Origin of the sequence: Domibacillus sp. A3M-37, assembly GCF_024213455.1 — a bacterium.
Taxonomy (GTDB): Bacteria; Bacillota; Bacilli; order Bacillales; family Domibacillaceae; genus Domibacillus; species Domibacillus tundrae.
The window spans coordinates 47,646-69,570 of sequence record NZ_JANAVL010000016.1 but is presented as its reverse complement, the minus strand read 5'-3'; the positions used below and the strand labels follow the sequence as shown (position 1 = coordinate 69,570).

22 protein-coding genes are annotated in these 21,925 nt (G+C 44.6%); 19 read left to right on the top strand and 3 right to left on the bottom strand.

The features are described from left to right. Positions 1 to 141: 141 nt before the first annotated feature. The gene (locus NLX67_RS18280; protein WP_254312854.1) at positions 142 to 969 is read right to left on the bottom strand and encodes a pyrroline-5-carboxylate reductase dimerization domain-containing protein; all 828 of its coding nucleotides are present in this window, start codon (positions 967 to 969) and stop codon (positions 142 to 144) included. Between the two features lie 80 nt (positions 970 to 1,049). Here NLX67_RS18280 and NLX67_RS18275 point away from each other — a divergent pair, with 80 nt between their 5' ends. From NLX67_RS18275 to NLX67_RS18265, 3 genes are all read left to right on the top strand, one after another. Next, on the top strand, positions 1,050 to 1,685 hold the full coding sequence (locus NLX67_RS18275; RefSeq protein ID WP_254312853.1) for a helix-hairpin-helix domain-containing protein: 636 nt from the start codon (positions 1,050 to 1,052) through the stop codon (positions 1,683 to 1,685). Between the two features lie 88 nt (positions 1,686 to 1,773). Next, positions 1,774 to 2,190, top strand: coding sequence for a deoxycytidylate deaminase (locus NLX67_RS18270; protein WP_046178742.1), 417 nt, complete (start codon positions 1,774 to 1,776; stop codon positions 2,188 to 2,190). A gap of 14 nt (positions 2,191 to 2,204) precedes the next feature. Further along, entirely contained in the window at positions 2,205 to 4,484 is a 2,280-nt protein-coding gene (locus NLX67_RS18265) for a DNA internalization-related competence protein ComEC/Rec2 (protein ID WP_254312852.1), read from the top strand. A gap of 44 nt (positions 4,485 to 4,528) precedes the next feature. Here NLX67_RS18265 and NLX67_RS18260 read toward each other — a convergent pair whose 3' ends face one another. Continuing rightward, a complete protein-coding gene (locus NLX67_RS18260) occupies positions 4,529 to 4,660 on the bottom strand; it encodes a YqzM family protein (protein ID WP_046178744.1) in 132 nt (43 codons plus the stop codon). 178 nt (positions 4,661 to 4,838) lie between these two features. Between NLX67_RS18260 and holA the strand changes: the two genes are divergently transcribed. Then, on the top strand, positions 4,839 to 5,858 hold the full coding sequence (gene holA, locus NLX67_RS18255) for a DNA polymerase III subunit delta (RefSeq protein ID WP_254312851.1): 1,020 nt from the start codon (positions 4,839 to 4,841) through the stop codon (positions 5,856 to 5,858). Positions 5,859 to 5,888: 30 nt separating this feature from the next. Here the strand turns inward: holA and rpsT are convergent, their stop codons facing one another. Next, positions 5,889 to 6,143, bottom strand: a complete 255-nt coding sequence (rpsT, locus tag NLX67_RS18250) for a 30S ribosomal protein S20 (RefSeq protein ID WP_046178746.1) — start codon at positions 6,141 to 6,143, stop codon at positions 5,889 to 5,891. Positions 6,144 to 6,324: 181 nt separating this feature from the next. Between rpsT and gpr the strand changes: the two genes are divergently transcribed. The 15 genes from gpr (at position 6,325) to NLX67_RS18175 (ending at position 21,922) form a co-directional block, all read left to right on the top strand. Further along, positions 6,325 to 7,326, top strand: a complete 1,002-nt coding sequence (gene gpr / locus NLX67_RS18245; protein WP_046178747.1) for a GPR endopeptidase — start codon at positions 6,325 to 6,327, stop codon at positions 7,324 to 7,326. 60 nt (positions 7,327 to 7,386) lie between these two features. Continuing rightward, the gene (spoIIP, locus tag NLX67_RS18240) at positions 7,387 to 8,481 is read left to right on the top strand and encodes a stage II sporulation protein P (RefSeq protein WP_254312850.1); all 1,095 of its coding nucleotides are present in this window, start codon (positions 7,387 to 7,389) and stop codon (positions 8,479 to 8,481) included. 90 nt (positions 8,482 to 8,571) lie between these two features. Continuing rightward, positions 8,572 to 10,401: a translation elongation factor 4 gene (gene lepA / locus NLX67_RS18235; RefSeq protein WP_046178748.1), complete on the top strand. Its 1,830-nt coding sequence runs from the start codon at positions 8,572 to 8,574 to the stop codon at positions 10,399 to 10,401. A gap of 58 nt (positions 10,402 to 10,459) precedes the next feature. Continuing rightward, the gene (hemW, locus tag NLX67_RS18230) at positions 10,460 to 11,584 is read left to right on the top strand and encodes a radical SAM family heme chaperone HemW (RefSeq protein WP_254312849.1); all 1,125 of its coding nucleotides are present in this window, start codon (positions 10,460 to 10,462) and stop codon (positions 11,582 to 11,584) included. A 101-nt stretch (positions 11,585 to 11,685) separates the two neighbouring features. Further along, entirely contained in the window at positions 11,686 to 12,720 is a 1,035-nt protein-coding gene (gene hrcA, locus NLX67_RS18225; protein WP_254312859.1) for a heat-inducible transcriptional repressor HrcA, read from the top strand. A 14-nt stretch (positions 12,721 to 12,734) separates the two neighbouring features. Further along, entirely contained in the window at positions 12,735 to 13,319 is a 585-nt protein-coding gene (gene grpE / locus NLX67_RS18220; protein WP_254312848.1) for a nucleotide exchange factor GrpE, read from the top strand. Between the two features lie 39 nt (positions 13,320 to 13,358). Next, positions 13,359 to 15,191 carry a molecular chaperone DnaK gene (gene dnaK, locus NLX67_RS18215; RefSeq protein WP_254312847.1) on the top strand — a complete coding sequence of 611 codons (1,833 nt, stop codon included), beginning with the start codon at positions 13,359 to 13,361 and terminating at the stop codon, positions 15,189 to 15,191. A 129-nt stretch (positions 15,192 to 15,320) separates the two neighbouring features. Further along, positions 15,321 to 16,445: a molecular chaperone DnaJ gene (dnaJ, locus tag NLX67_RS18210; protein ID WP_046178752.1), complete on the top strand. Its 1,125-nt coding sequence runs from the start codon at positions 15,321 to 15,323 to the stop codon at positions 16,443 to 16,445. A gap of 24 nt (positions 16,446 to 16,469) precedes the next feature. Then, positions 16,470 to 17,414, top strand: a complete 945-nt coding sequence (gene prmA, locus NLX67_RS18205) for a 50S ribosomal protein L11 methyltransferase (RefSeq protein WP_254312846.1) — start codon at positions 16,470 to 16,472, stop codon at positions 17,412 to 17,414. A 13-nt stretch (positions 17,415 to 17,427) separates the two neighbouring features. Then, positions 17,428 to 18,177: a 16S rRNA (uracil(1498)-N(3))-methyltransferase gene (locus tag NLX67_RS18200; RefSeq protein ID WP_254312845.1), complete on the top strand. Its 750-nt coding sequence runs from the start codon at positions 17,428 to 17,430 to the stop codon at positions 18,175 to 18,177. Positions 18,178 to 18,182: 5 nt separating this feature from the next. Further along, positions 18,183 to 19,514 carry a tRNA (N(6)-L-threonylcarbamoyladenosine(37)-C(2))-methylthiotransferase MtaB gene (gene mtaB, locus NLX67_RS18195; protein ID WP_254312844.1) on the top strand — a complete coding sequence of 444 codons (1,332 nt, stop codon included), beginning with the start codon at positions 18,183 to 18,185 and terminating at the stop codon, positions 19,512 to 19,514. 104 nt (positions 19,515 to 19,618) lie between these two features. Further along, positions 19,619 to 20,302 carry a deoxyribose-phosphate aldolase gene (gene deoC, locus NLX67_RS18190; RefSeq protein WP_254312843.1) on the top strand — a complete coding sequence of 228 codons (684 nt, stop codon included), beginning with the start codon at positions 19,619 to 19,621 and terminating at the stop codon, positions 20,300 to 20,302. A gap of 109 nt (positions 20,303 to 20,411) precedes the next feature. Beyond that, positions 20,412 to 20,585 (top strand): 30S ribosomal protein S21, encoded by a 174-nt coding sequence (rpsU, locus tag NLX67_RS18185; RefSeq protein ID WP_046178757.1) that lies wholly within the window; start codon positions 20,412 to 20,414, stop codon positions 20,583 to 20,585. A gap of 13 nt (positions 20,586 to 20,598) precedes the next feature. Beyond that, positions 20,599 to 21,045, top strand: a complete 447-nt coding sequence (locus tag NLX67_RS18180) for a GatB/YqeY domain-containing protein (RefSeq protein ID WP_046178758.1) — start codon at positions 20,599 to 20,601, stop codon at positions 21,043 to 21,045. 172 nt (positions 21,046 to 21,217) lie between these two features. Then, a complete protein-coding gene (locus NLX67_RS18175; protein WP_254312842.1) occupies positions 21,218 to 21,922 on the top strand; it encodes an NfeD family protein in 705 nt (234 codons plus the stop codon). Positions 21,923 to 21,925: the final 3 nt, after the last annotated feature.

Sequence of the window (21,925 nt, the reverse complement as noted above, 5' to 3'; positions counted from 1 at the left end):
ATTCTTCGCTGTATTTCACCATAGAAAAAACACCCCTAAAGTTAGATTTTTAACTCTAACTTTAGGGGTGCAGCACCTAAGCTGCTCTTTTTTTTGTTAAGATTTTGTAAAGAATGAAGGAAAAAGAAAAAATATGTCGAATCAATTTATAATGCCAAATGCGGCAGATGCCTCTTTTCTGTCTTCAGCAGCTTTTTGCTGCGTCATTCTGCATAGCGCCGCGAACAATTCACCTGCCTCTGATTCGATGACGGTAAGGCCGCGTCCTGTCACGCCGCCCTTAGCAGCCGTCCGCTCCGGCAACATCTCCAGCGTCCAATCCTTTTGTTTCAGCAGCTCTCCAAGACCGATCATCATGTGAAATGCCAATGTTTCCGCCTGACTTTTCGTTAATCCATACGTGGCCGCCTCATTAGCATACATGACGGCCATTTTGGAAAAGAAAGCAGGCCCGCACCCAGTCAAATCTGATGCAGCACGTACAACGTTGTCATCCGCTTCCAGTGCAACGCCGGCAATTTGTTCAAGCAGCCCAATCACTTTTTTCCGCCAGTCCGGTCCGCATGACTGTCCGAATGAATACAAAATGCCGCCAGCTGCGGCCGTATTCGTTACAGAAGGGATTACTTTTCCGCATGGGCAGGGAATAACGGACTCCATCTGTTTAATCGAAACAGCGCTTGCAGTTGAAAGAACACAATGTTCAGCTGTTAAAAAAGGAGCAATCGATTGGAGAAGCGGCTTTAAATCAGGCTGCCTCAGGCAGACAAAAATCAGCCGCGCCTTTTTAACAACTTCTTCTGTTGTCCGGCACACATGCGCGCCGGGAAAATCTGTTTTCAACTGTTGTGCTTTTTCAATCGTACGGTTATACAGGAAGATGTTTTCCGGCGCAACAGCAGAAGTGGATAGCAGTGCTTCTGCTAAAACAGTGCCGATACTTCCAGTCCCGATGATCCCGATTTTCATAATGGATGCTCCTTTCTTGTTCACTTGTTATCTGTACGTCCGTAATTAAAAATTATGCTAGCAGAAGGGAAGGGAAATCGATGAACGTGCAGGAAATGATCAAAAAGTACAAAGTTCCGGCTGCTGGTGGACTAGCGCTGGCCATGTTTTGGCTGTATGGATTAACAGAAGAAGATCCTATCCCCCCTGCATCAGAGCCCGCTGCGGTAGAAGAGGTTCAGGTGGAGACTGATGCCGAAGCAATACTCGAGGAAGCAGAACCACCTGTTGAAGTAGCTATTGATGTAAAGGGAGCGGTTTCCATGCCGGGCATTTACATGATGTCGAGTGACGAACGAGTCAATGACGCCATTAACAAAGCCGGCGGATTAACGGAACAGGCGGAAGCCGCTGCAGTGAATTTAGCGCAAAAAGTCCAGGACGAAATGGTTATTTATGTGCCTGCAAAAGGAGAAGAGGTCCCGGCTGTTCAGACAATGCCAGTGCCATCGGCCGGTTCAGCGGGAGGCACAGAGCAATCCTCCGTCATCAATATTAATACAGCTGATTCAACCGCACTGCAGGAGCTGCCTGGCATCGGTGAATCAAAAGCTCAAGCCATTATTGACTTTAGAGAAACAGACGGTCCATTTACAGCTGTAGAAGATTTAAAGAATATCTCCGGCATTGGTGATAAAACATTCGAAAAGCTGGCGCCGCTTATTAAGATTAAATAAAGGAATTTGACGAATGGAAAGACGTGCCGATAAACTAAAAGAATAAACCGGCCGCAGACCGGAAAAGACAGAAAAGAGGGTTTTTGAAATGGAACGAAAAAGCTGGGATGATTATTTTTTGAATATTGCGGACGTTGTTGCTACACGCTCAACCTGTAACCGGCTCAATGTCGGCTGTGTCATCGTAAAAGACAAGCACATCGTGTCAACCGGATATAACGGTTCAATTCACGGACATGAGCATTGTCAGGAAGCGGGCTGCCTATTATCTGATCAAGGGAGATGTATACGCTGTCTGCATGCGGAACTAAATGCAGTGCTTCATGCGGAGCGGGATAAATTAAAAGGATCTGCTGCGTACGTCACACATGAACCATGTGAAAATTGTGCGAAAACACTGGCGCAAGCTGGTGTAGCGCGCATTATTTACCGAAATGCGTACCCGAATAAGTGGAACAGCCACTTTTTGAAAAATATTGAAGTTGTTCATGTCCCAATAGAATAAAAGGATGGTGTTGTATGCCTCTTCTTCATATGAGCATTGCTGCCCTTGCGGCGATTTTGTTCGCCGTACATGCATCGCAGCCTGTTGTCATGCTGCTTTTTATGACAGGAGGCATTTTGCTTTTTAAAGTTAATGTAAATACGCGAATGTGGATGACCGGCACTTTTTTTTTATTTTTCATGACCACGTCTATTCATGAATCAAGTCCCGAATCCGCTTTTACCGGTTTAGAAACGGAATGGACCGTTTCATTTACAGATGATTTGCGAATTGATGGAGACTGGTTGAATACAGGTGTGATAGAAATACCGTCCAATGAGGCGCTTAGACTAACTTACCGCCTTCAATCAAAGGAAGAAAAAGAACTTCTGAACGAGAAGTTAGTGCCGGGCTTGACGTGCCGCATTCAGGCAGAAGCATCCCTTCCAAATGAAGCAAGAAATCCAGGGGAATTTAACTACCGTTCCTATTTGGCAGCAAGCCAGACTTTTTTTGTATTAACACCTAAAGAAATCTCTTTAGAGCAGTGTGTGATGAATCATTCAATCCGTTATTTGCCTGCAGCGTGGCGTGTAGCTGCATTGACTCGGATTAAGGAGAACTTTCCGGCTCCGCTTTCTTTTGTGGCAGCCGCGCTGTTATTTGGTGACCGTTCATCCGGTTCAGAAGAGGTGACAGAAGACTATGAACGCCTTGGGATTGTACACATCTTATCCATCTCCGGACTGCATGTTACACTGTTGACAGGGCTTCTTTTTTACCTGTTGATCCGGATAGGAATAACCAGAGAACGCGCAAGGCTGATCCTTTTGGCTGCACTGCCTCTTTACGCACTGCTGGCAGGTGCTTCTCCACCAGTGATTCGTGCCTGCCTGATGACAGGGGCTATTTTATTCACCGCTTCTAGCAATATAAAGCTGCAGGCATCTTCTGCACTTGGCGCTGCTTTTTTAATCATGACGCTTCTAAATCCGTATAGTGTATTTCAAGCTGGTTTTCAGCTTTCGTTTCTTGTCACCTTTGCGCTTGTTTTATCATCGGGCGTCATCTTAAAAAGGGCTCGGAATGCAATTGAATTATCATTGTCTGTCTCCATTTTGTCACAGCTTGCGGCGCTGCCTGTGCTGCTCGTACACTTTGCAGAACTGTCGATTATTGCTCCTTTAGCTAACCTCTTATTTGTACCGTTTTATTCACTCCTTATGCTGCCGCTCTTGCTCCTGTTATTTTTTCTTTCATTTTTTATTCCGATTGCTTTTTTCTCCAGTCTTGCCAATGGGCTTTTAATGAAAATGGACAAGCTGGCCGCGGTCATGGCCGATGTTCCATTTGCTGTGATTGTGACGGGGCAGCCTGATATGAAAACAGCTGTTATTCTTGCCATAGCGTCAATTGGATCCTTTTTGCTTTGGGAAATCACCAAAAATGTGAAAAGCAGCCTTTTTGTTTGCAGCCTTCTGCTGTCGGGCATCATTTTGTCAAACCGTTATTCATCAGAGGGGGAAGTCACATTTCTGGACGTCGGGCAGGGCGACAGCATTTTTATAAAATTGCCTCGTAATCAAGGGACATATTTGATTGATACCGGCGGCCGGGTGCCATTCGAAAAAGAAGAATGGACGGAGCGGCAAGGGGGCTTTTCGGTCGGGAAAGATACGATCGTTCCCTTTTTAAAAAGAAAAGGCATAACAAAGCTGGATAAGCTGATTATTACCCATGCGGATTTTGATCATGCCGGTGCAGCAGCGGAAGTGCTTGAGAAAATTCCTGCGAAAGAAATCATCATTTCGCCTGGATCAGGAGAAGTTGATTTGATGTCTGGTATCATCCGAACGGGGATAAAGGTTCGGGAAGGAGCGGAAGGAGAAAGCTGGGAGACAGAGGATGCGTTTTTTCAATTTTTAGCACCGAATGACCGGGAGTATGAAGGCAATGACGATTCACTCGTGCTATATGCAAAAATCGGCGGGAAAACGTGGCTGTTTACCGGCGACCTGGAAGAAGAAGGGGAAAATGAGCTTATGAAACGATATAACCTTGATATTGACTGGCTGAAAGTCGGTCACCACGGAAGCAAAACATCTTCGTCGCCTCCATTTATCAAGGCGGTCAAACCTGAATTTGCGGTCATCTCAGCTGGTGTGAATAATCGCTACGGTCATCCCCATAAAGAAGTAACCGGCACACTGGCTAAAGAAGGTGTAAAGCTCTATCGTACAGATAAACAAGGAGCAATTACGTTCAAATTTGATGGGGAAAAGAGCGAGGTTAAAACAACCATTCCGTTCAAATAAAAAAATCCGCCTGCGTGTGCAGGGCGGATTTTCCTTTCGATGCATCAGCCAACCAGCTGAATCACAGTGGCAAGAATGAACATCGTCGCAAAGAAACCGAATGAAGCAATAAAGCCTACTCCGGAGTCTACTGCATCGTTGCGTTTTGATTGGACATTTTTTTCGAAATCGTTCATAACTACCCCTCCTATTTCACTCTAAGTATAGACAATGAAAGCGGAAAAATCTAGACTATGCAGCGTATTTAAGAAAAAGTCGACACGGAATGTCCACATTTTAAAAAGAGTTGCTGCGCCTTGCGATTTGATGTTGTTTTTTCTAAAATGAAAACAGAAACAGAATGGAGTCGAGTGAATGGATGTATTAAAAGAATTAAAAAGCGGTCGTTTTCGTTCCGTGTATTTGCTGTACGGACCGGAGCAATATTTTATAGAACAAGCAAGGCAGCTGCTTATTAAAAGCGCATTGAACGGGGATAACATCGATCTAAATGTGACGTCATTTGATATGACAGAAGTACCGGTAGATGCAGCCATTGAAGAAGCGGAAACACTGCCATTTCTCGGTGACCGAAAGCTTGTTTTCGTTCAAAATCCATTTTTTTTCACAGCGGAAAAAGTGAAAATTGAGCATGACGTAAAGAAATTGGAACAGTATTTAAATGATCCTGCCCCGTTTACAATTCTTGTTTTTCAAGGAAGATTTGAGAAATTGGATGAACGGAAAAAAATAACGAAACTGATAAAAAAGCAGGCGGGCGTGCTGGAAGCAAAACGTCCGGCTGAGCGAGAACTAGCGGGCTGGATTAAAAGCAAAGCAGCAGAAGAAGGGGCTGTAATAGAAGATTCAGCCATTCAGCAGCTTTTAGCGATTGCTGGTTTCCATTTATCAGTTCTGGCCATGGAAATTGCCAAGCTCGCCCTTCATGCCGGCGAAGGGAATGAAATAACAGAAGAGCATGTGACGACATTAACGGCACGCACGCTTGAAAGTGATATTTTTCGTCTCGTTGACCGGATTGTGACAGGCCATTTGCAGGAAGCGCTCCGGATTTATTACGACTTGATTCGGCTGAATGAAGAGCCTTTGAAAATTTTAGCAGTCGTTGCCGGCCAGTTCAGGCTTATTTATCAAGTAAAAGAATTTACAAAAAAAGGGTATGGGCAGCAGCAAGTAGCTGGCCAGCTGAAGGTGCATCCCTTTCGTGTAAAAATAGCTGCAGGACAGGCGCGTGCATTTTCTGAAAGCCAGCTTGCTGTGATTATGCAGCTGCTTGCAGAGAGCGATTACGAAATGAAAAGCAGCGGCATGGAAAAAAAAATGATTATTGAGATGTTTTTTTTCCGTCTGCAGACAATGATGAAGACAAAATAAAAAAAGTGTCCAGAATGGACACTTTTTTTATTAGTTAGCCAACTGTTTCATAAGACGGCTTTTTTGACGGTTCGCAGCGTTTTTGTGGATAAGGCCTTTTGCTGCAGCTTTATCTAGTTTGCTGACTGCTTGTACAAGCAGTTCTTTTGCGTTTTCGTCATTATTAGCAGCTGCTGTTTCGAACTTTTTCACTGCGCTGCGCATAGCTGATTTAGCTTGCGTGTTGCGTGCTGAACGAATTTGAGCAGTTTTTGTGCGTTTGATGGCAGATTTAATATTTGGCATTTACTGTCACCTCCTAAAAATGGATCGAACTTTTATTCGTACCCGATTATCAATCATTATTGAATTAAACAACAAGAAGTATTTTAGCAAAGGAATAAAAGAAATGCAATAGGAATCGGGTGTAAAGGAATAAACTTTTACACTCATGGGCAAACTGTGAAAAAAATGGAGGGTCAAACGAATGAAAAAATGGTCGCCTCGCACCGATTTAGCACTGGAGTCCGCTTTAATTGCCGAACAGCAAAATGGCGGTAAAGTTGAAGGAATCACATTAAAAGAAGAAGAAAAAGAAGAAACTAAAGTGACGACAGTCGAAATCACAGAAGGAGCAGAGAGGATAACCGGAAGAAAAGCGGGACATTATGTAACAATCGAATCCGCTGACTTGCGTAAATCGGATTCATCGCGCCATGCGGCGATCAGCCGGGTTGTTGCAGAAGAAATCCGTTTATTTGTACAGGGAGCCGGACTGTCACAGAATGCATCTTGTTTAATTGCCGGACTCGGGAATGAGCTTATTACACCTGATTCACTTGGGCCGCGTGTGACAGACCGGCTCATTGTCACCAATCATTTATTCAAGCTGCACCCCGAACACGTTCAAAACGGATATCGTCCTGTCAGTGCGATTTCTCCTGGAGTTATGGGCATGACTGGAATTGAAACGGGAGATATTTTGCTCGGACTGATCGAACGCGAGAAACCGGATTTCCTAATTGTCATTGATGCGCTCGCGTCCCGCTCGATTGAACGGCTGAACGCGACTATTCAAATGACTGATGCCGGCATACAGCCAGGTGCAGGTATTGGAAACAGGCGAAAAGAAATTAGCCGCCATACAGCAGGTATTCCTGTCATTGCGATCGGTATTCCAACGGTTATTGATGCGGTGACGGTCACACGTGATGCTATAGAAATGGTCATGAAGCATTTACAAGAAAAAAGCGGCCGGGAGGATGACAGTTGGAAACGGTCGTTTTTAGGAAATATCGGACTGCTCGATGAAAATGAAAAACATCAATTGATTAATGATGTTTTAACACCAGCCGGCTTAAATATGATCGTGACGCCAAAAGAAGCTGATTTGTTTATTCATGGAGCAGCAGCGATTATTTCGAGCGCATTGAACGAGGCGCTTCATGATAGGCCGCCGGAAGAAACACGCTCTTTTTTTGCAGGCTGAAATCATGGTCTGCTTTTTTTATTTTGTGCATAAGGTAAAAGGACAAGAGTTAAAAAGGGGATGGCGACGATCCTTTTGCACAAAAAAAAGCAGACACCATTTTGGCTTGTTCCGGCTTATGCCTGTTTAGTTGTTATGCCGCTTTGGACAGCGGGATTTTTAACGGTGATGCCGTTTTCTTATCACTTTACTTCTGAATCCATGAGCCGGGCAGCGGCAGAAATTCCAGCCGCTTCTTTTTATGAGCTTCTTCACATTGAAAATCATGCATTCCGTTCTGTTATGGAACCGGAGCAAAGCACTATCGGATGGGTAGATGCTGCTTTTCAGTCCGCTGCCGGCATTAGTTTGCGTGATCCGCGGACGTTTCTTGGAAAAGAGCTGCCGGGCTTTTCGATTTATGACGGCCAAATTTTAATTGCCGGGGAAGGAACCGATTATACAACGATGCCGGTCGAATCAAATGAACCGGATGATCTCCCGGTTCCACAAGCGCCGGATGCAGGGCCGAACGAGCCGGATACCGATACGCCGGCAATAGAAGAAAAAGAGGTTCTTCTCTATTTCACTCACACGTCTGAGTCATTTACACCGAAAAATGGACAAGACCCTGTTAATATTACAGAAGTGGGAACGATGATTGCGGAAAATTTAGAATCAAAAGGGATAGGTGTTTCGATAAATAAAACAAATATTGGCGCGCTGCTCAACAAAAAAGGAAAAAAATACAGCGCTTCGTATGAAGAATCACGGGCGGTCGTGGCTGCTGTTCAAAAAGATGAGCCGACTTTATCCTATCTGGTCGACATTCATCGTGATTCACAAGGAAAATCAATTACAACAACCGAAATAAACGGGCAAATGATGGCGAAAACCGTTTTTGTCGTTGGTGGTGAGCATCCTGGATATGAAGAGAATGCCCGATTTGCCTCAGCGCTCCACAAGCTTTTTGAACAATATTATCCCGGTCTTTCGCGTGGCGTTATCGTTAAATCCGGCAGTCAGACGAACGGGAAATTTAATCAGGATCTATCAAATCGAGCGATGCTCATTGAAATGGGCGGCATTGAAAATACTCGTGAAGAACTCGAACGGAGCGCGGCTGCTTTTGCCGATGTATTGGCCCGTTTTGTCAAATCGGAACAAAATGAATAGTCTGTTCGTTCAATGTTCGTTGTCAATTGCATAGTGCGCTGATATAATCACAATAGTATATATGTGCCGATAACAGGAGTGAACATTGACATGAACAACAACGACCGACTAGAACGGCAGGAGCGTATTCGTAATTTCTCGATCATTGCCCACATTGATCACGGGAAATCAACGCTCGCAGACCGTATTTTAGAGCAAACGAAAGCATTGACTGCACGTGAAATGAAAAGCCAGCTTCTTGATTCAATGGATCTTGAACGGGAGCGGGGCATTACGATTAAATTAAATGCTGTGCAGCTGAATTACACAGCAAAAGACGGACAGGAATATATTTTTCATTTGATTGATACACCAGGACACGTCGATTTTACGTATGAAGTATCAAGAAGCCTCGCTGCATGCGAAGGGGCGATTCTTGTTGTGGACGCGGCGCAGGGCATTGAAGCGCAGACGCTTGCAAACGTCTATTTGGCCCTTGATAACGACCTTGAAATCTTGCCAGTAATCAACAAAATTGATTTGCCGGCCGCAGAACCGGAGCGTGTCCGGAAAGAAGTAGAAGATGTCATCGGCATTGATGCTTCAGAAGCGGTGCTCGCTTCCGCCAAAGCCGGTATCGGCATCGAAGACATTTTGGAACAGATCGTTGAAAAAGTGCCGGCGCCGACGGGGGATCCGGATAGTCCGCTCAAAGCCCTGATTTTCGACTCGATCTATGATGCGTACCGTGGCATCATAGCCTATATCCGCGTTGTGGATGGCACGGTCAAAGTCGGCGATAAAGTGAAAATGATGGCGACCGGGAAAGAATTTGAAGTGACTGAAATTGGTGTTTTCACACCGAAAACAACGCAGCGCAAAGAATTAACAGTAGGCGATGTTGGCTACCTGGCCGCTGCGATTAAAAATGTCGGTGATACGCAGGTTGGTGATACGATCACATCGGCAAAAAACGGGGCAACAGAAGCGCTTGCCGGTTACCGGAAACTCAATCCAATGGTATATTGCGGTCTTTATCCGATTGATGCCTCTAAATACAATGATTTACGTGACGCACTTGAAAAGCTTGAATTAAATGATTCTGCCCTTCAATACGAACCGGAAACATCACAGGCACTCGGATTCGGTTTCCGCGGTGGTTTCCTCGGTCTTTTGCACATGGAAATTATTCAGGAGCGGATTGAACGTGAATTTAAAATTGATTTGATTACAACAGCACCGAGCGTTATTTATCAAGTGACGATGACAGATGGGGAAGAACTTCGCATTGATAACCCGTCTGATATGCCGGATCCGCAAAAAATTGCTCGCGTGGAAGAACCATACGTTAAAGCATCCATTATTGTCCCTAATGATTTTGTCGGCACCGTGATGGAACTGGCGCAAGGTAAACGTGGTATCTTTATCGATATGCAGTACCTTGATACGAACCGTGTCAGCGTTGTTTATGAAATGCCGCTGTCTGAAATCGTCTATGATTTCTTTGATCAGCTGAAATCAGGCACGAAAGGCTACGCATCATTTGATTATGAGCTGATCGGCTACAAAGAGTCGAAACTGGTGAAAATGGACATCCTTCTTAATGCAGAAAACGTTGATGCTCTCAGCTTTATCGTTCACCGTGATTTTGCGTACGAACGTGGAAAAATCATTGTTGAAAAGCTGAAAGAGCTTATTCCGCGCCAACAGTTCGAAGTGCCGATTCAAGCAGCGATCGGCAACAAAATTGTTGCCCGGTCTACCATTAAAGCGATGCGTAAAAACGTGTTGGCTAAATGTTACGGCGGAGACATTTCCCGGAAACGAAAACTGCTCGAAAAGCAAAAAGAAGGAAAAAAACGCATGAAGCAGGTCGGCTCAGTCGAAGTGCCGCAAGAAGCGTTTATGGCTGTATTAAAAATGGACGATCAAACGAAATAACAAGAAGGTGTCCGATCCCGGGCACCTTTCCTTTGTGTATTAGAAAGGCGTGAACAGAATGACGAAAGCCGCTTACATTCATATTCCTTTTTGCCATCACATTTGCCATTACTGTGATTTTAATAAAGTATTTATGAAAAATCAGCCGGTGGAGCAATATTTGAACTGCCTAGACCGAGAAATGAGCATGGCGGCATTTGTTACAGGTTATCAAACAATTTTTGTCGGCGGTGGCACGCCGACGTCGCTCAATGCGCAGCAGCTGTTCTTTTTAGTAGACTCCATTCACAACAGGCTTCCCCTGCTGCCGGATGCGGAATATACTTTTGAAGCAAATCCGGGTGATTTAACACCGGAGAAATTGCGCATCTTAAAAGAAGGAGGCGTCAATCGGCTTAGCATTGGCGTGCAGTCATTCAATGATGCCCACTTAAAACGGATTGGCCGCACTCATACAAAAGAAGACGTTTTACGAACCGTTCGTGACGCGGAAAAAGCCGGCTTTGATAACTTGAGCATTGATTTAATTTACGGTTTGCCAGAGCAGACGGTGGAGGACGCAGCTGATACTGTTAAGCAGGCACTTGGACTTGGTTTGCCGCACTATTCAGCTTATTCATTGATTATTGAACCCAAAACGGTTTTTTATAATTTAATGGCGAAAGGAAAACTGCCGCTTCCAAAAGAAGAATCCGAAGCAGATATGTACGAAGCAGTCATGCGGGAAATGGCTGCAGGCGGGCTTCATCAATATGAAATCAGCAATTTCGCCCGTCCAGGGTTTGAAAGCCTGCATAATTTAACGTATTGGAACAACGATGAATATTATGGGTTCGGCGCCGGTGCTCATGGGTATGTAAATGGAGAACGATATGCAAACTTTGGTCCATTAAAAAAATATATGGAGCCGATTGAACGTGCACGGTGGCCGCGTATAACAAACCAAAAAGTGACGAAACGAGAACAGATGGAAGAAGAAATGTTTCTCGGCCTTCGAAAAATGGAGGGCGTGTCCATTTCATCATTTGAAAGTAAATACAGCGAAAATCCGCTTCGCTTTTTTCATGAAGCAATCACAGACATGACAGACCGGGGGCTGCTTGAAATAAAAGCTAATTCAATTCGTCTGACCCATAGCGGAAAGTTTTTAGGCAATGAGGTCTTTCAATCTTTTTTAATTTAGTCGAAAATATGAGCGTACTCGTTGACAGACAACCAGGATTTTGATAATTTAAATGTAGATTTAGCACTCGGACATAAAGAGTGCTAACAGAGGTGATGAATGTGCTGACAGACCGCCAACTTTTCATCTTGCAAATTATAATTGATGACTTTATTCGTTCGGCTCAGCCGGTCGGGTCACGCAACCTTGCTAAAAAAGACGACGTTTCATACAGTCCCGCTACAATTCGAAATGAAATGGCAGATCTTGAAGAGATGGGGTTTTTAGAAAAAACGCATACGTCATCCGGACGTGTCCCATCTGAAAAAGGATACAGATATTATGTGGATCATTTGCTGTCGCCCGGGTCACTTCGACGCAGCGAACGGACGGCGATTCATTCTATTTTTGCTGACAGGCAGGAAGGGCTTGAAAAAGCCGTTCAAAATGCCGCGACAATTTTATCGGAGCTGACCAGCTATACATCGATCGTTCTTGGTCCAAGATTTAATGACCACAAAGTTAGGAATTTGCAGATTATTCCAATTGATACTCGGTCGGCTGTAGCCATTATTGTGACCGATACGGGGCACGTTGAAAACAGGATTTTTTCATTGCCGGAAGGAATTGAACCGGAGGACATTGAAAAAATGGTCAATATTTTAAATGATCGACTGACCGGTGTTCCACTGTCGGAGCTTCGTCAAAAAATTTATAAAGAAACAACGGAATTAATGAGGCGTCATCTTCACAATTACGAAGCGGTGCTGCATATGTTTGCGGAAGCATCTGGGAGTTCGCCGATTGGCAAGCTGTTTATCGGAGGCAAAACAAATATCTTCAATCAGCCGGAATTTCGTGATGTGGAAAAAGTGCGTCTTGTCATGGATATGATGGAAAAAGAACATGATATGTATGAGTTGATCCGTCCGACTGAATCCGGTGTGCAAGTTAAAATCGGTACGGAAAATGCAGAGCAGGCAATGGAAGACTGCAGTTTAATTACGGCGTCCTATTCTGTCGGCAATGAACCGGTTGGTACTATTGCCATTCTCGGTCCAAAACGAATGGAGTATTCTCGTGTCATTACACTTGTTGATTTTTTAAGTCATGACATGACCAATGTACTGACACGTCTTTACAATACGCGAACTTAAATTGATGACTAGAAATGTTGGAGGTGGCATCAGTGGCAGAAGAGCAAAAGCCATTGACGGAAGAAAAGCCGATTGATCAAACGGCTTCTTCCGAAGAAGAAAACGGATCCATTGAAATGGAAGAAACGATTATTGAAGAAGTAATTGAGGAATCGAAAGAAGAACAGCTTCAAAAGCAGCTGGATGAATCAGAAAACCGCTATTTGCGCTTGCTAGCGGATTTTGATAATTTCCGGCGCCGGGCAAACCTGGACCGGGAAGCGCTGGAAAAATATCGCGCACAAAAATTAGTAACCGAACTTTTGCCGGTGCTTGATAATTTTGAGCGGGCGCTGCAAGTAACGCCTGAACACGATGAAACAAAATCAGTGCTTCAAGGCATGGAAATGGTCTACAAAACACTCGTAACGGCTCTTGAAGGAGAAGGGGTGGAAACAATTGAAACGGTGGGTAAGCCGTTTGATCCGACAGTCCATCAAGCAGTTATGACAGACAGTGATGAATCGGCAGAACCTAATTCGGTTTTAGCTGAGCTTCAAAAAGGATATAAGCTAAAAGACCGGGTGATCCGCCCATCTATGGTAAAAGTGAATCAATAATATTTTGATAAGCAATGATTTCAGGAGGGAATTTTAAAGATGAGTAAAATTATCGGTATCGACCTTGGAACAACAAACTCTTGCGTAGCAGTACTTGAAGGCGGAGAAGCAAAAGTCATCCCAAATCCGGAAGGCAACCGTACAACGCCATCTGTTGTCGCATTTAAAAATGAAGAGCGCCAAGTAGGGGAAGTAGCAAAACGCCAGGCAATTACAAACCCGAATACAATTATTTCGATTAAGCGCCATATGGGGACAAACCATAAAGAAACAATCGAAGGCAAAGACTATTCACCGCAAGAAATTTCTGCAATGATTTTGCAACATTTAAAAGCGTATGCGGAAGATTATCTTGGGGAAAAAGTCGACAAAGCGGTTATTACAGTACCTGCTTATTTTAATGATGCAGAACGCCAAGCAACAAAAGATGCTGGTAAAATTGCCGGTCTTGAAGTAGAGCGCATCATTAATGAGCCAACGGCAGCAGCGCTTGCATATGGAATGGATAAAACAGACCAAGATCAAACGATTCTCGTGTACGACCTTGGCGGCGGTACATTTGACGTGTCTATTCTTGAGCTTGGCGATGGTGTCTTTGAAGTGCTTTCAACTGCCGGTGACAACCGTCTGGGCGGGGATGACTTTGATGAAGTGATCATTGATTATCTTGTCAATGAATTCAAAAAGGACAACGGCATCGACTTGTCAAAAGACAAAATGGCCATGCAGCGTTTGAAAGATGCGGCTGAAAAAGCGAAAAAAGATTTGTCTGGCGTGACATCGACGCAAATTTCGCTTCCATTTATTACAGCAGGAGAAGCAGGACCGCTCCATCTTGAAACAACATTATCACGCGCAAAGTTTGATGAATTGTCATCAAGCCTTGTCGAACGTACAATGGGTCCTGTCCGCCAAGCGCTACAAGATGCGGGCAAATCAAATGCGGAAATTGATAAAGTGATTCTTGTTGGGGGCTCTACACGGATTCCAGCTGTACAAGAAGCAATTAAAAAGCAAACTGGCCAAGAACCGCATAGAGGCGTGAATCCAGATGAAGTCGTTGCGATGGGTGCAGCGATTCAAGGCGGCGTACTTACAGGCGATGTGAAAGACGTTGTTCTTCTTGACGTTACACCACTTTCACTCGGTATTGAAACAATGGGCGGCGTGTTTACGAAGCTGATTGACCGTAACACAACGATTCCAACTTCGAAGTCGCAAGTGTTCTCAACAGCTGCAGATAACCAGCCTGCTGTCGACATTCATGTGCTTCAAGGGGAACGCCCAATGTCAGCAGACAACAAAACACTTGGCCGTTTCCAGCTTTCAGACATTCCACCGGCGCCACGCGGCATTCCGCAAATCGAAGTAACGTTTGATATCGATAAAAACGGAATCGTGAATGTAAAAGCAAAAGACCTTGGCACACAAAAAGAACAAAATATTACGATCCAGTCTTCTTCAGGCTTGTCAGATGAAGAAATCGACCGCATGGTAAAAGAAGCGGAAGAAAATGCGGATGCCGATAAGCAGCGCAAAGAAGAAGTAGAACTTCGCAACGAAGCGGACCAGCTTGTTTTCACAACAGAAAAAACAGTGAAAGAGCTTGAAGGAAAAGTTGATGAAGCAGAACTTCAAAAAGCGATGGAAGCGAAAGATGCCTTGAAAGAAGCGATTGAAAAAGGCGATCTTGAGGACATCCGTGCAAAACGGGATGCGTTAAACGAAATCGTGCAGGCTTTATCTATGAAACTGTATGAAGAAGCGGCGAAAGCAGCCCAGGAACAGCAAGGAGCAGAAGGCGCACCAAAAGATGACGGTGTGGTTGATGCGGAATTTGAAGAAGTCGACGATTCAAAAGATAAAAACTAAGCGCCAGCTACACGAAAAAGTCAAAGTCAGCGGTTTTCCGGCTTTGGCTTTTTTCGTGAAACAATTTACCATCTAAAGGCCGATGTATGTTAAAATAGCGGTTATGTGAATGAAACGGGAGTGAAAACGGTGAGCAAACGGGATTATTATGAGGTATTAGGTATTGAGAAAAGTGCGCCTAAAGATGAAATTAAAAAAGCATATCGGAAGCTGTCAAAAAAATTTCATCCAGATATTAATAAAGAGCCAGGTGCAGACGAAAAATTCAAAGAAATCTCTGAAGCATATGAAGTGTTAAGTGACGATTCAAAAAAAGCCCAATATGATCAATTTGGCCACGCAGGTCCTCAGCAGGGCGGTTTTGGCGGCGGTGGATTCTCTGGCTTTGGCGGCGGATTTGATGATATTTTCAGCACATTTTTTGGCGGCGGCGGCGGTGGACGCAGACGCGATCCGAATGCGCCGCGTCAAGGAGATGATCTTCAATATACGATGGCATTGTCATTTGAAGAAGCGGTTTTTGGCGTGGAAAAAGATATTACGATTCCAAAAGAAGAAGAGTGCGGAACATGCCATGGCAGCGGTGCAAAACCAGGAACGTCTCCTGAAACGTGCTCGCATTGTGGCGGTGTGGGCCAGGTAAATGTGGAACAAAACACGCCATTTGGCCGTGTAGCGACACGCCGCACATGTCATCATTGCAGCGGTACAGGCAAAATGATCAAAGAAAAATGTTCAACATGCGGCGGTGACGGCCGTGTAACAAAAAACAAGACGATTAATGTAAAAGTTCCAGCAGGTATTGATGAAGGACAGCAAATTCGTTTATCCGGACAAGGTGAAGCCGGCATAAATGGTGGACCAGCAGGTGATTTGTACGTTGTTTTCCGTGTGCGGGAACATGAATTGTTTGAGCGGGATGGCGATGATATCTATTGTGAAATGCCAATCACATTCGTCCAGGCAGCGCTTGGTGATGAAATTGAAGTACCGACCGTTCACGGCAAAGTGAAGCTGAAAGTGCCTGCGGGTACACAAAGCGGAACGAGATTCCGTCTTCGCGGCAAAGGCGTGGCAAACGTCAGAGGTTTCGGAACAGGCGATCAGCACGTTCATGTCAAAGTAATCACACCGGTTAAATTAAATGAAAAGCAAAAGCAGCTTCTTCGTGAGTTTGCGGAAGTAAGCGGTGAACAGCCAAGCGAAGAAGATGGCTTTTTCGATAAAGTCAAACGCGCGCTCAAGCGTGACTAAATGGCATGATGGGAGCTGACACAAATGAAGTGGTCAGAAATTTGCATTGAAACCGTAAACGATGCAGTCGAGCCGATTTCGAATATTTTACATGAAGCGGGTGCAAGCGGCGTTGTCATTGAAGACCGTGCTGAACTGGACAAAAAACGAGAAAGCGGCCTTTTTGGCGAATTGTACGAACTGAATCCCAGTGATTATCCGGATGAAGGCGTGGCCGTTAAAGCGTATTTGCCGGTAAATAGCTTTTTACAGGAAACTGTTGATGATATTACAGCGGCTGTGAAAAATTTATCTGTTTATCAAATTGATACGGGAAAGCTGGGTGTATCAGTCAGTGAAGTGCATGAAGAAGACTGGGCAACCGCGTGGAAACAATATTACAATCCGGTTAAAATTTCTGAAAAATTCACGATTGTTCCAACATGGGAAGATTATGAACCTTTTTCAACGGACGAACTGATTATTGAACTAGACCCAGGCATGGCGTTTGGGACGGGCACTCATCCAACAACGGTTATGTGCTTGCAGGCACTTGAGCGGTTTGTACAGCCGAATCAACATATTGTAGATGTCGGAACCGGCTCCGGTGTGTTAGCCATTGGCGCCGCGCTGCTGGGTGCTTCTCGTGTCACAGCGCTTGATTTAGATGAAGTAGCGGTATCGGCGGCTCGTCAAAACGTTGCGTTAAATCATGTAGAAAATATTGTATCTGTTTCTAAAAATAATTTAATTGACGGAATTGATGAGCAGCCGGACGTGATTGTATCGAATATTTTGGCGGAAGTGATCATTTCTTTTACAGATGATGTTGCCTCTATTTTGCGGCCGGGTGGATTCTTCATTGCATCAGGGATCATCGGGCAGAAAAAAGACGACGTCCGTAAAGCGATGACAGCTGCCGGCTTGGTTATCGAAGAAACCGTCGTGATGGAAGACTGGGTATGCATCGTCGGCAAAAAAGCGGAATAATTGAGGTGCAAACATGCAGCGATATTTTTTAACAAACGAGCAGGATGAACAAAATATCCTATTTTCAAAAGAAGATATCCACCACATCCGCCGCGTTATGCGCATGGAAGAAGGCGATCATGTTTATACCGTGTTTCCAGATGGCAGGGCGGCTGTGGCTGTGCTGACAAATGTAACGGATACGTCTATTGTTGCGAAAGTGGAAGAGTGGCTGGCACACTCGGCTGAATTGCCGGTAGAAGTTGTTCTGGCGTGCGGTCTTGTGAAAGGCGATAAATTCGATTATATTATACAGAAAGGAACAGAACTCGGCGCTGCCGGGTTTGTTCCATTTGAAGCCGAACGTTCGATTGTAAAGTGGGACCTTAAAAAAGGAGCCAAAAAAATAGAACGATGGCAAAAGATTGCTAAAGAAGCAGCTGAACAGTCTCATCGAAATCGGATTCCGGCTGTGGCAGAGCCGATGTCAGTTACACAAATTATTGAGCATGGAAACATGTTTGATGTAAAACTATTTGCTTATGAAGAAACTGCTAAATCCGGGGAAATGCCTGCTTTTTATGAGGCAGTCAGCGGCTTGAAATCCGGCAGGCGCATGCTCGCTGTTACCGGTCCGGAAGGCGGATTTTCTGAAAAAGAAGCCGCTCGGCTGCAGGGAGCGGGATTTATTCCATGCGCACTTGGGCCGAGAATTTTGCGGGCGGAAACCGCTCCTTTATATGTGCTGTCAGCAGTTTCTTTTTACTTAGAATTGAAGAGGTGATTTACATGCCAACAGTGGCATTTCATACGTTAGGCTGCAAAGTAAACCATTATGAGACAGAAGCAATCTGGCAGCTGTTCGAGCAAAATGGCTACGAGCGGACGGATTTTGAAAAAACATCGGATGTATATGTCATTAATACATGTACGGTGACAAATACAGGAGATAAAAAAAGCCGGCAGGTTATTCGCCGTGCTGTGCGCAAAAATCCGGATGCGGTCATTTGTGTAACAGGCTGTTATGCGCAGACGTCTCCAGCTGAAATTATGGCGATTCCGGGTGTAGATGTCGTCGTCGGCACACAGGACCGAATCAAAATGCTTGAGTATATTGAGCAGTTTAAACAAGTGCGCCAGCCGATCAATGCAGTGGGCAATATTATGAAAAACCGTGTGTATGAAGAATTAGATGTTCCTGCATTTACAGACCGGACACGGGCTTCACTGAAAATTCAGGAAGGCTGCAACAACTTCTGCACATTTTGCATCATTCCTTGGGCGCGCGGCTTAATGCGGTCGCGTGATCCGGAAGAAGTCATCCGCCAGGCGAACCAGCTTGTTCGGTCCGGTTATCAGGAAATTGTCCTGACAGGCATTCATACAGGCGGTTATGGATCTGACTTTAAAGATTATAATCTGGCCATGCTGCTTCGTGACCTGGAAACAAAAGTGCCGGGTTTAAAACGGATTCGTATTTCATCGATCGAAGCGAGTCAGTTAACGGATGAAGTCATTGACGTCATCGACAAGTCCAATATTGTTGTCCGCCATATGCATATTCCGCTTCAATCTGGATCGGATACCGTTTTAAAACGTATGCGCCGTAAATATACAATGGCTGCCTTTGCAGACCGGATCAATCGCTTAAAAGAAGCACTGCCAGGTCTTGCTGTCACGTCAGATGTCATTGTTGGATTCCCTGGTGAAACGGAAGAAGAATTTATGGAAACGTACAATTTCATTAAGGAGCATCAATTTTCCGAGTTGCACGTATTCCCTTATTCCAAACGGACAGGCACACCAGCAGCCCGGATGGACGATCAGGTTCATGAAGAAATCAAAAATGAACGTGTCCACAAACTAATTGCGTTATCAGACCAGCTTGCGAAAGAGTACGCGGCACAATTCGAAAATGAAGTGCTTGAAGTTATTCCGGAGGAACCTTTTAAAGAAGGCGGCGAAGGGCTTTACAGTGGTTATACTGATAACTATTTAAAAGTGGTTTTCCCGGCAACAGAAGACATGATTGGGAAAATTGTAAAAGTGAAAGTAACAAAAGCAGGCTACCCATATAATGAAGGGCAGTTTGTTCGCGTGCTTGAAGCAGCAATAGTGTAAAACCGGCGAATCCGCCGGTTTTTTTCGTCTATTTTCTCGCATACCGCTTTGAATGGTGGTAAAATGAAGAGGTACGGACAACTAACTGAAAGGGGATCATTTTAATGATTACCGATACATTTGGAAATATCGCAAAAACAATTGATCATACACTCTTAAAAGCAGATGCAACAAAAGAAGAAGTAGCAAAATTATGCGAAGAAGCAAACCGGCACGGATTTGCTTCTGTCTGCATCAATCCGGCCCGCGTTAAGCAAGCGGCAGAATTGCTTCGTGGATCTGAAGTAAAAGTTTGTACGGTCATTGGGTTTCCGCTGGGTGCAACGATTACCGAAGTAAAGGCGTTTGAAACAAAAACGGCCATTGAGCATGGCGCGACAGAGGTCGACATGGTCATCAACATCGGTGCGTTAAAAGATGGCGCTATAGAAGTGGTTGAAAAAGATATTAAAGCGGTTGTTGCCTCCGCACAGGGAAAAGCACTGGTGAAAGTTATTATTGAAACGAGCCTTCTCACAGAGAAGGAAAAGAAAACAGCTTGTGAATTAGCAGTAGCAGCAGGTGCGGATTATGTAAAGACATCTACAGGTTTTTCATCTGGCGGTGCAACTGAAAGTGACATTCGTTTAATGCGTGAAACAGTCGGACCAAAAATCGGTGTAAAAGCATCAGGCGGTGTCCGCACACAGCAGGATGCGATGACAATGGTTAAAGCGGGCGCAACACGAATTGGTGCAAGCTCCGGTATTGCGATTGTGACAGGAGTTGAAGGAGAAGCAGGCTACTAATTGTGTATCTTTTGTAAAGAAAGTTTCTTGACCGGGCTGGGAGCATGTATTATAATAGTTCAGTACATGGAATTTCCATCGTAATGTGTTCGGAGGGAGGGAAAAAGAAATGTCAAAAACTGTTGTTCGCAAAAACGAATCGCTTGAGGATGCTCTTCGCCGTTTCAAGAAAACTGTTTCTAAAACTGGCACCCTGCAGGAGTACAGAAAGCGCGAATTTTATGATAAACCAAGCGTGAAACGCAAAAAGAAATCTGAAGCAGCTCGTAAACGTAAGTTCTAAGAGGAGGTTTTTTATGAGTCTTCTCGGACGTCTTAATGACGAGATGAAGCAAGCGATGAAGAACAAAGAGAAAGAAAAACTGACAGTCATCCGCATGCTGAAAGCTGCATTGCAAAATGAAAGCATTAAAGCAGGCGGCCGCGACCTGACGGAAGAGGAAGAACTGACAGTCCTTTCTCGCGAAGTGAAACAGCGCAAAGACTCCCTCCATGAGTTTGAAAAAGCCGGCCGTGAGGATCTTGTGGCCAAAATTCAGACTGAACTGACTTACGTGAACGAATATATGCCGGAACAGCTTTCAGAAGAAGATGTGTCGGCCATTGTTGATGAAACAATCGCTGAAACCGGTGCTTCTGCGAAAGCGGACATGGGAAAAGTGATGGCTTCGCTTATGCCGAAAGTAAAAGGCAAAGCGGATGGATCGCTTGTAAACCGTCTTGTCCAGCAAAAGCTTTCTTAAAAAACTGCCGTCCAATTAGGACGGCAGTTTTTTATTTTAAATTAACAAAGTACATATTTTTGGACAATATTCAGCTCCAGGCGCCTTACGCTTTAATTATTATGAAACTTTTTGCCTGTTTATTCCGTATAAATGAGAAAGAACCTGCAGAAAGGCGGTGAGACATATTCCAATGAAAAAATGGGCGGGATTGCTTGCAGGCGTTCCATTCCTATTCGCATTTGATGGCAGTGGAAGATTTGTCGATTTTGCCACAAACCCAATTGTTGTTATGATTCTTTTATCGGCTATGCTGACAGGATTTATTTTAGAATTGTTTACGCCGGGCTTTGGAATACCCGGGGCTGTCGGCACGCTTGCATTGATCATTTTTACTGCAGGTCACTTCATGTCAGGGGATGCCGGTATTTTGACAGTGCTGCTCATTGTGACTGGGGTCGTCTTTATCTTGGCAGAAGTTATTTTGCCGGGTGGAATCGTTGGCTTTATTGGCTTCTTGCTTTTTGCGGCAGGCGTTCTTTTTGCTGGAGCAAGTTTGCTTTGGACAGCCATTTCCCTTTTGATCGCCTTTATGATCGCAACAGCAGCACTGATTTTAATGGTAAAGGTGTTGGGGAAAGAAATGAAATTTTTCAAGAAATTCATTTTAAGCGATTCGACGGATACAGAACGCGGATATGTATCAAACGTTACACGGACAGACTTAATTGGGAAAGTAGGAAGAGCTAAAACGGCACTGCGCCCATCTGGAACGGTTGTGATTGATGGAGAGCGTGTTGATGCTGTCGCAGAAGGTGTTTTCATCGCAGGTGGGAAAGAAGTAGCTGTCGTTAAAACAGAAGGCGTCCGAGTTGTTGTAAGAGAGATTGAATCATAAAGG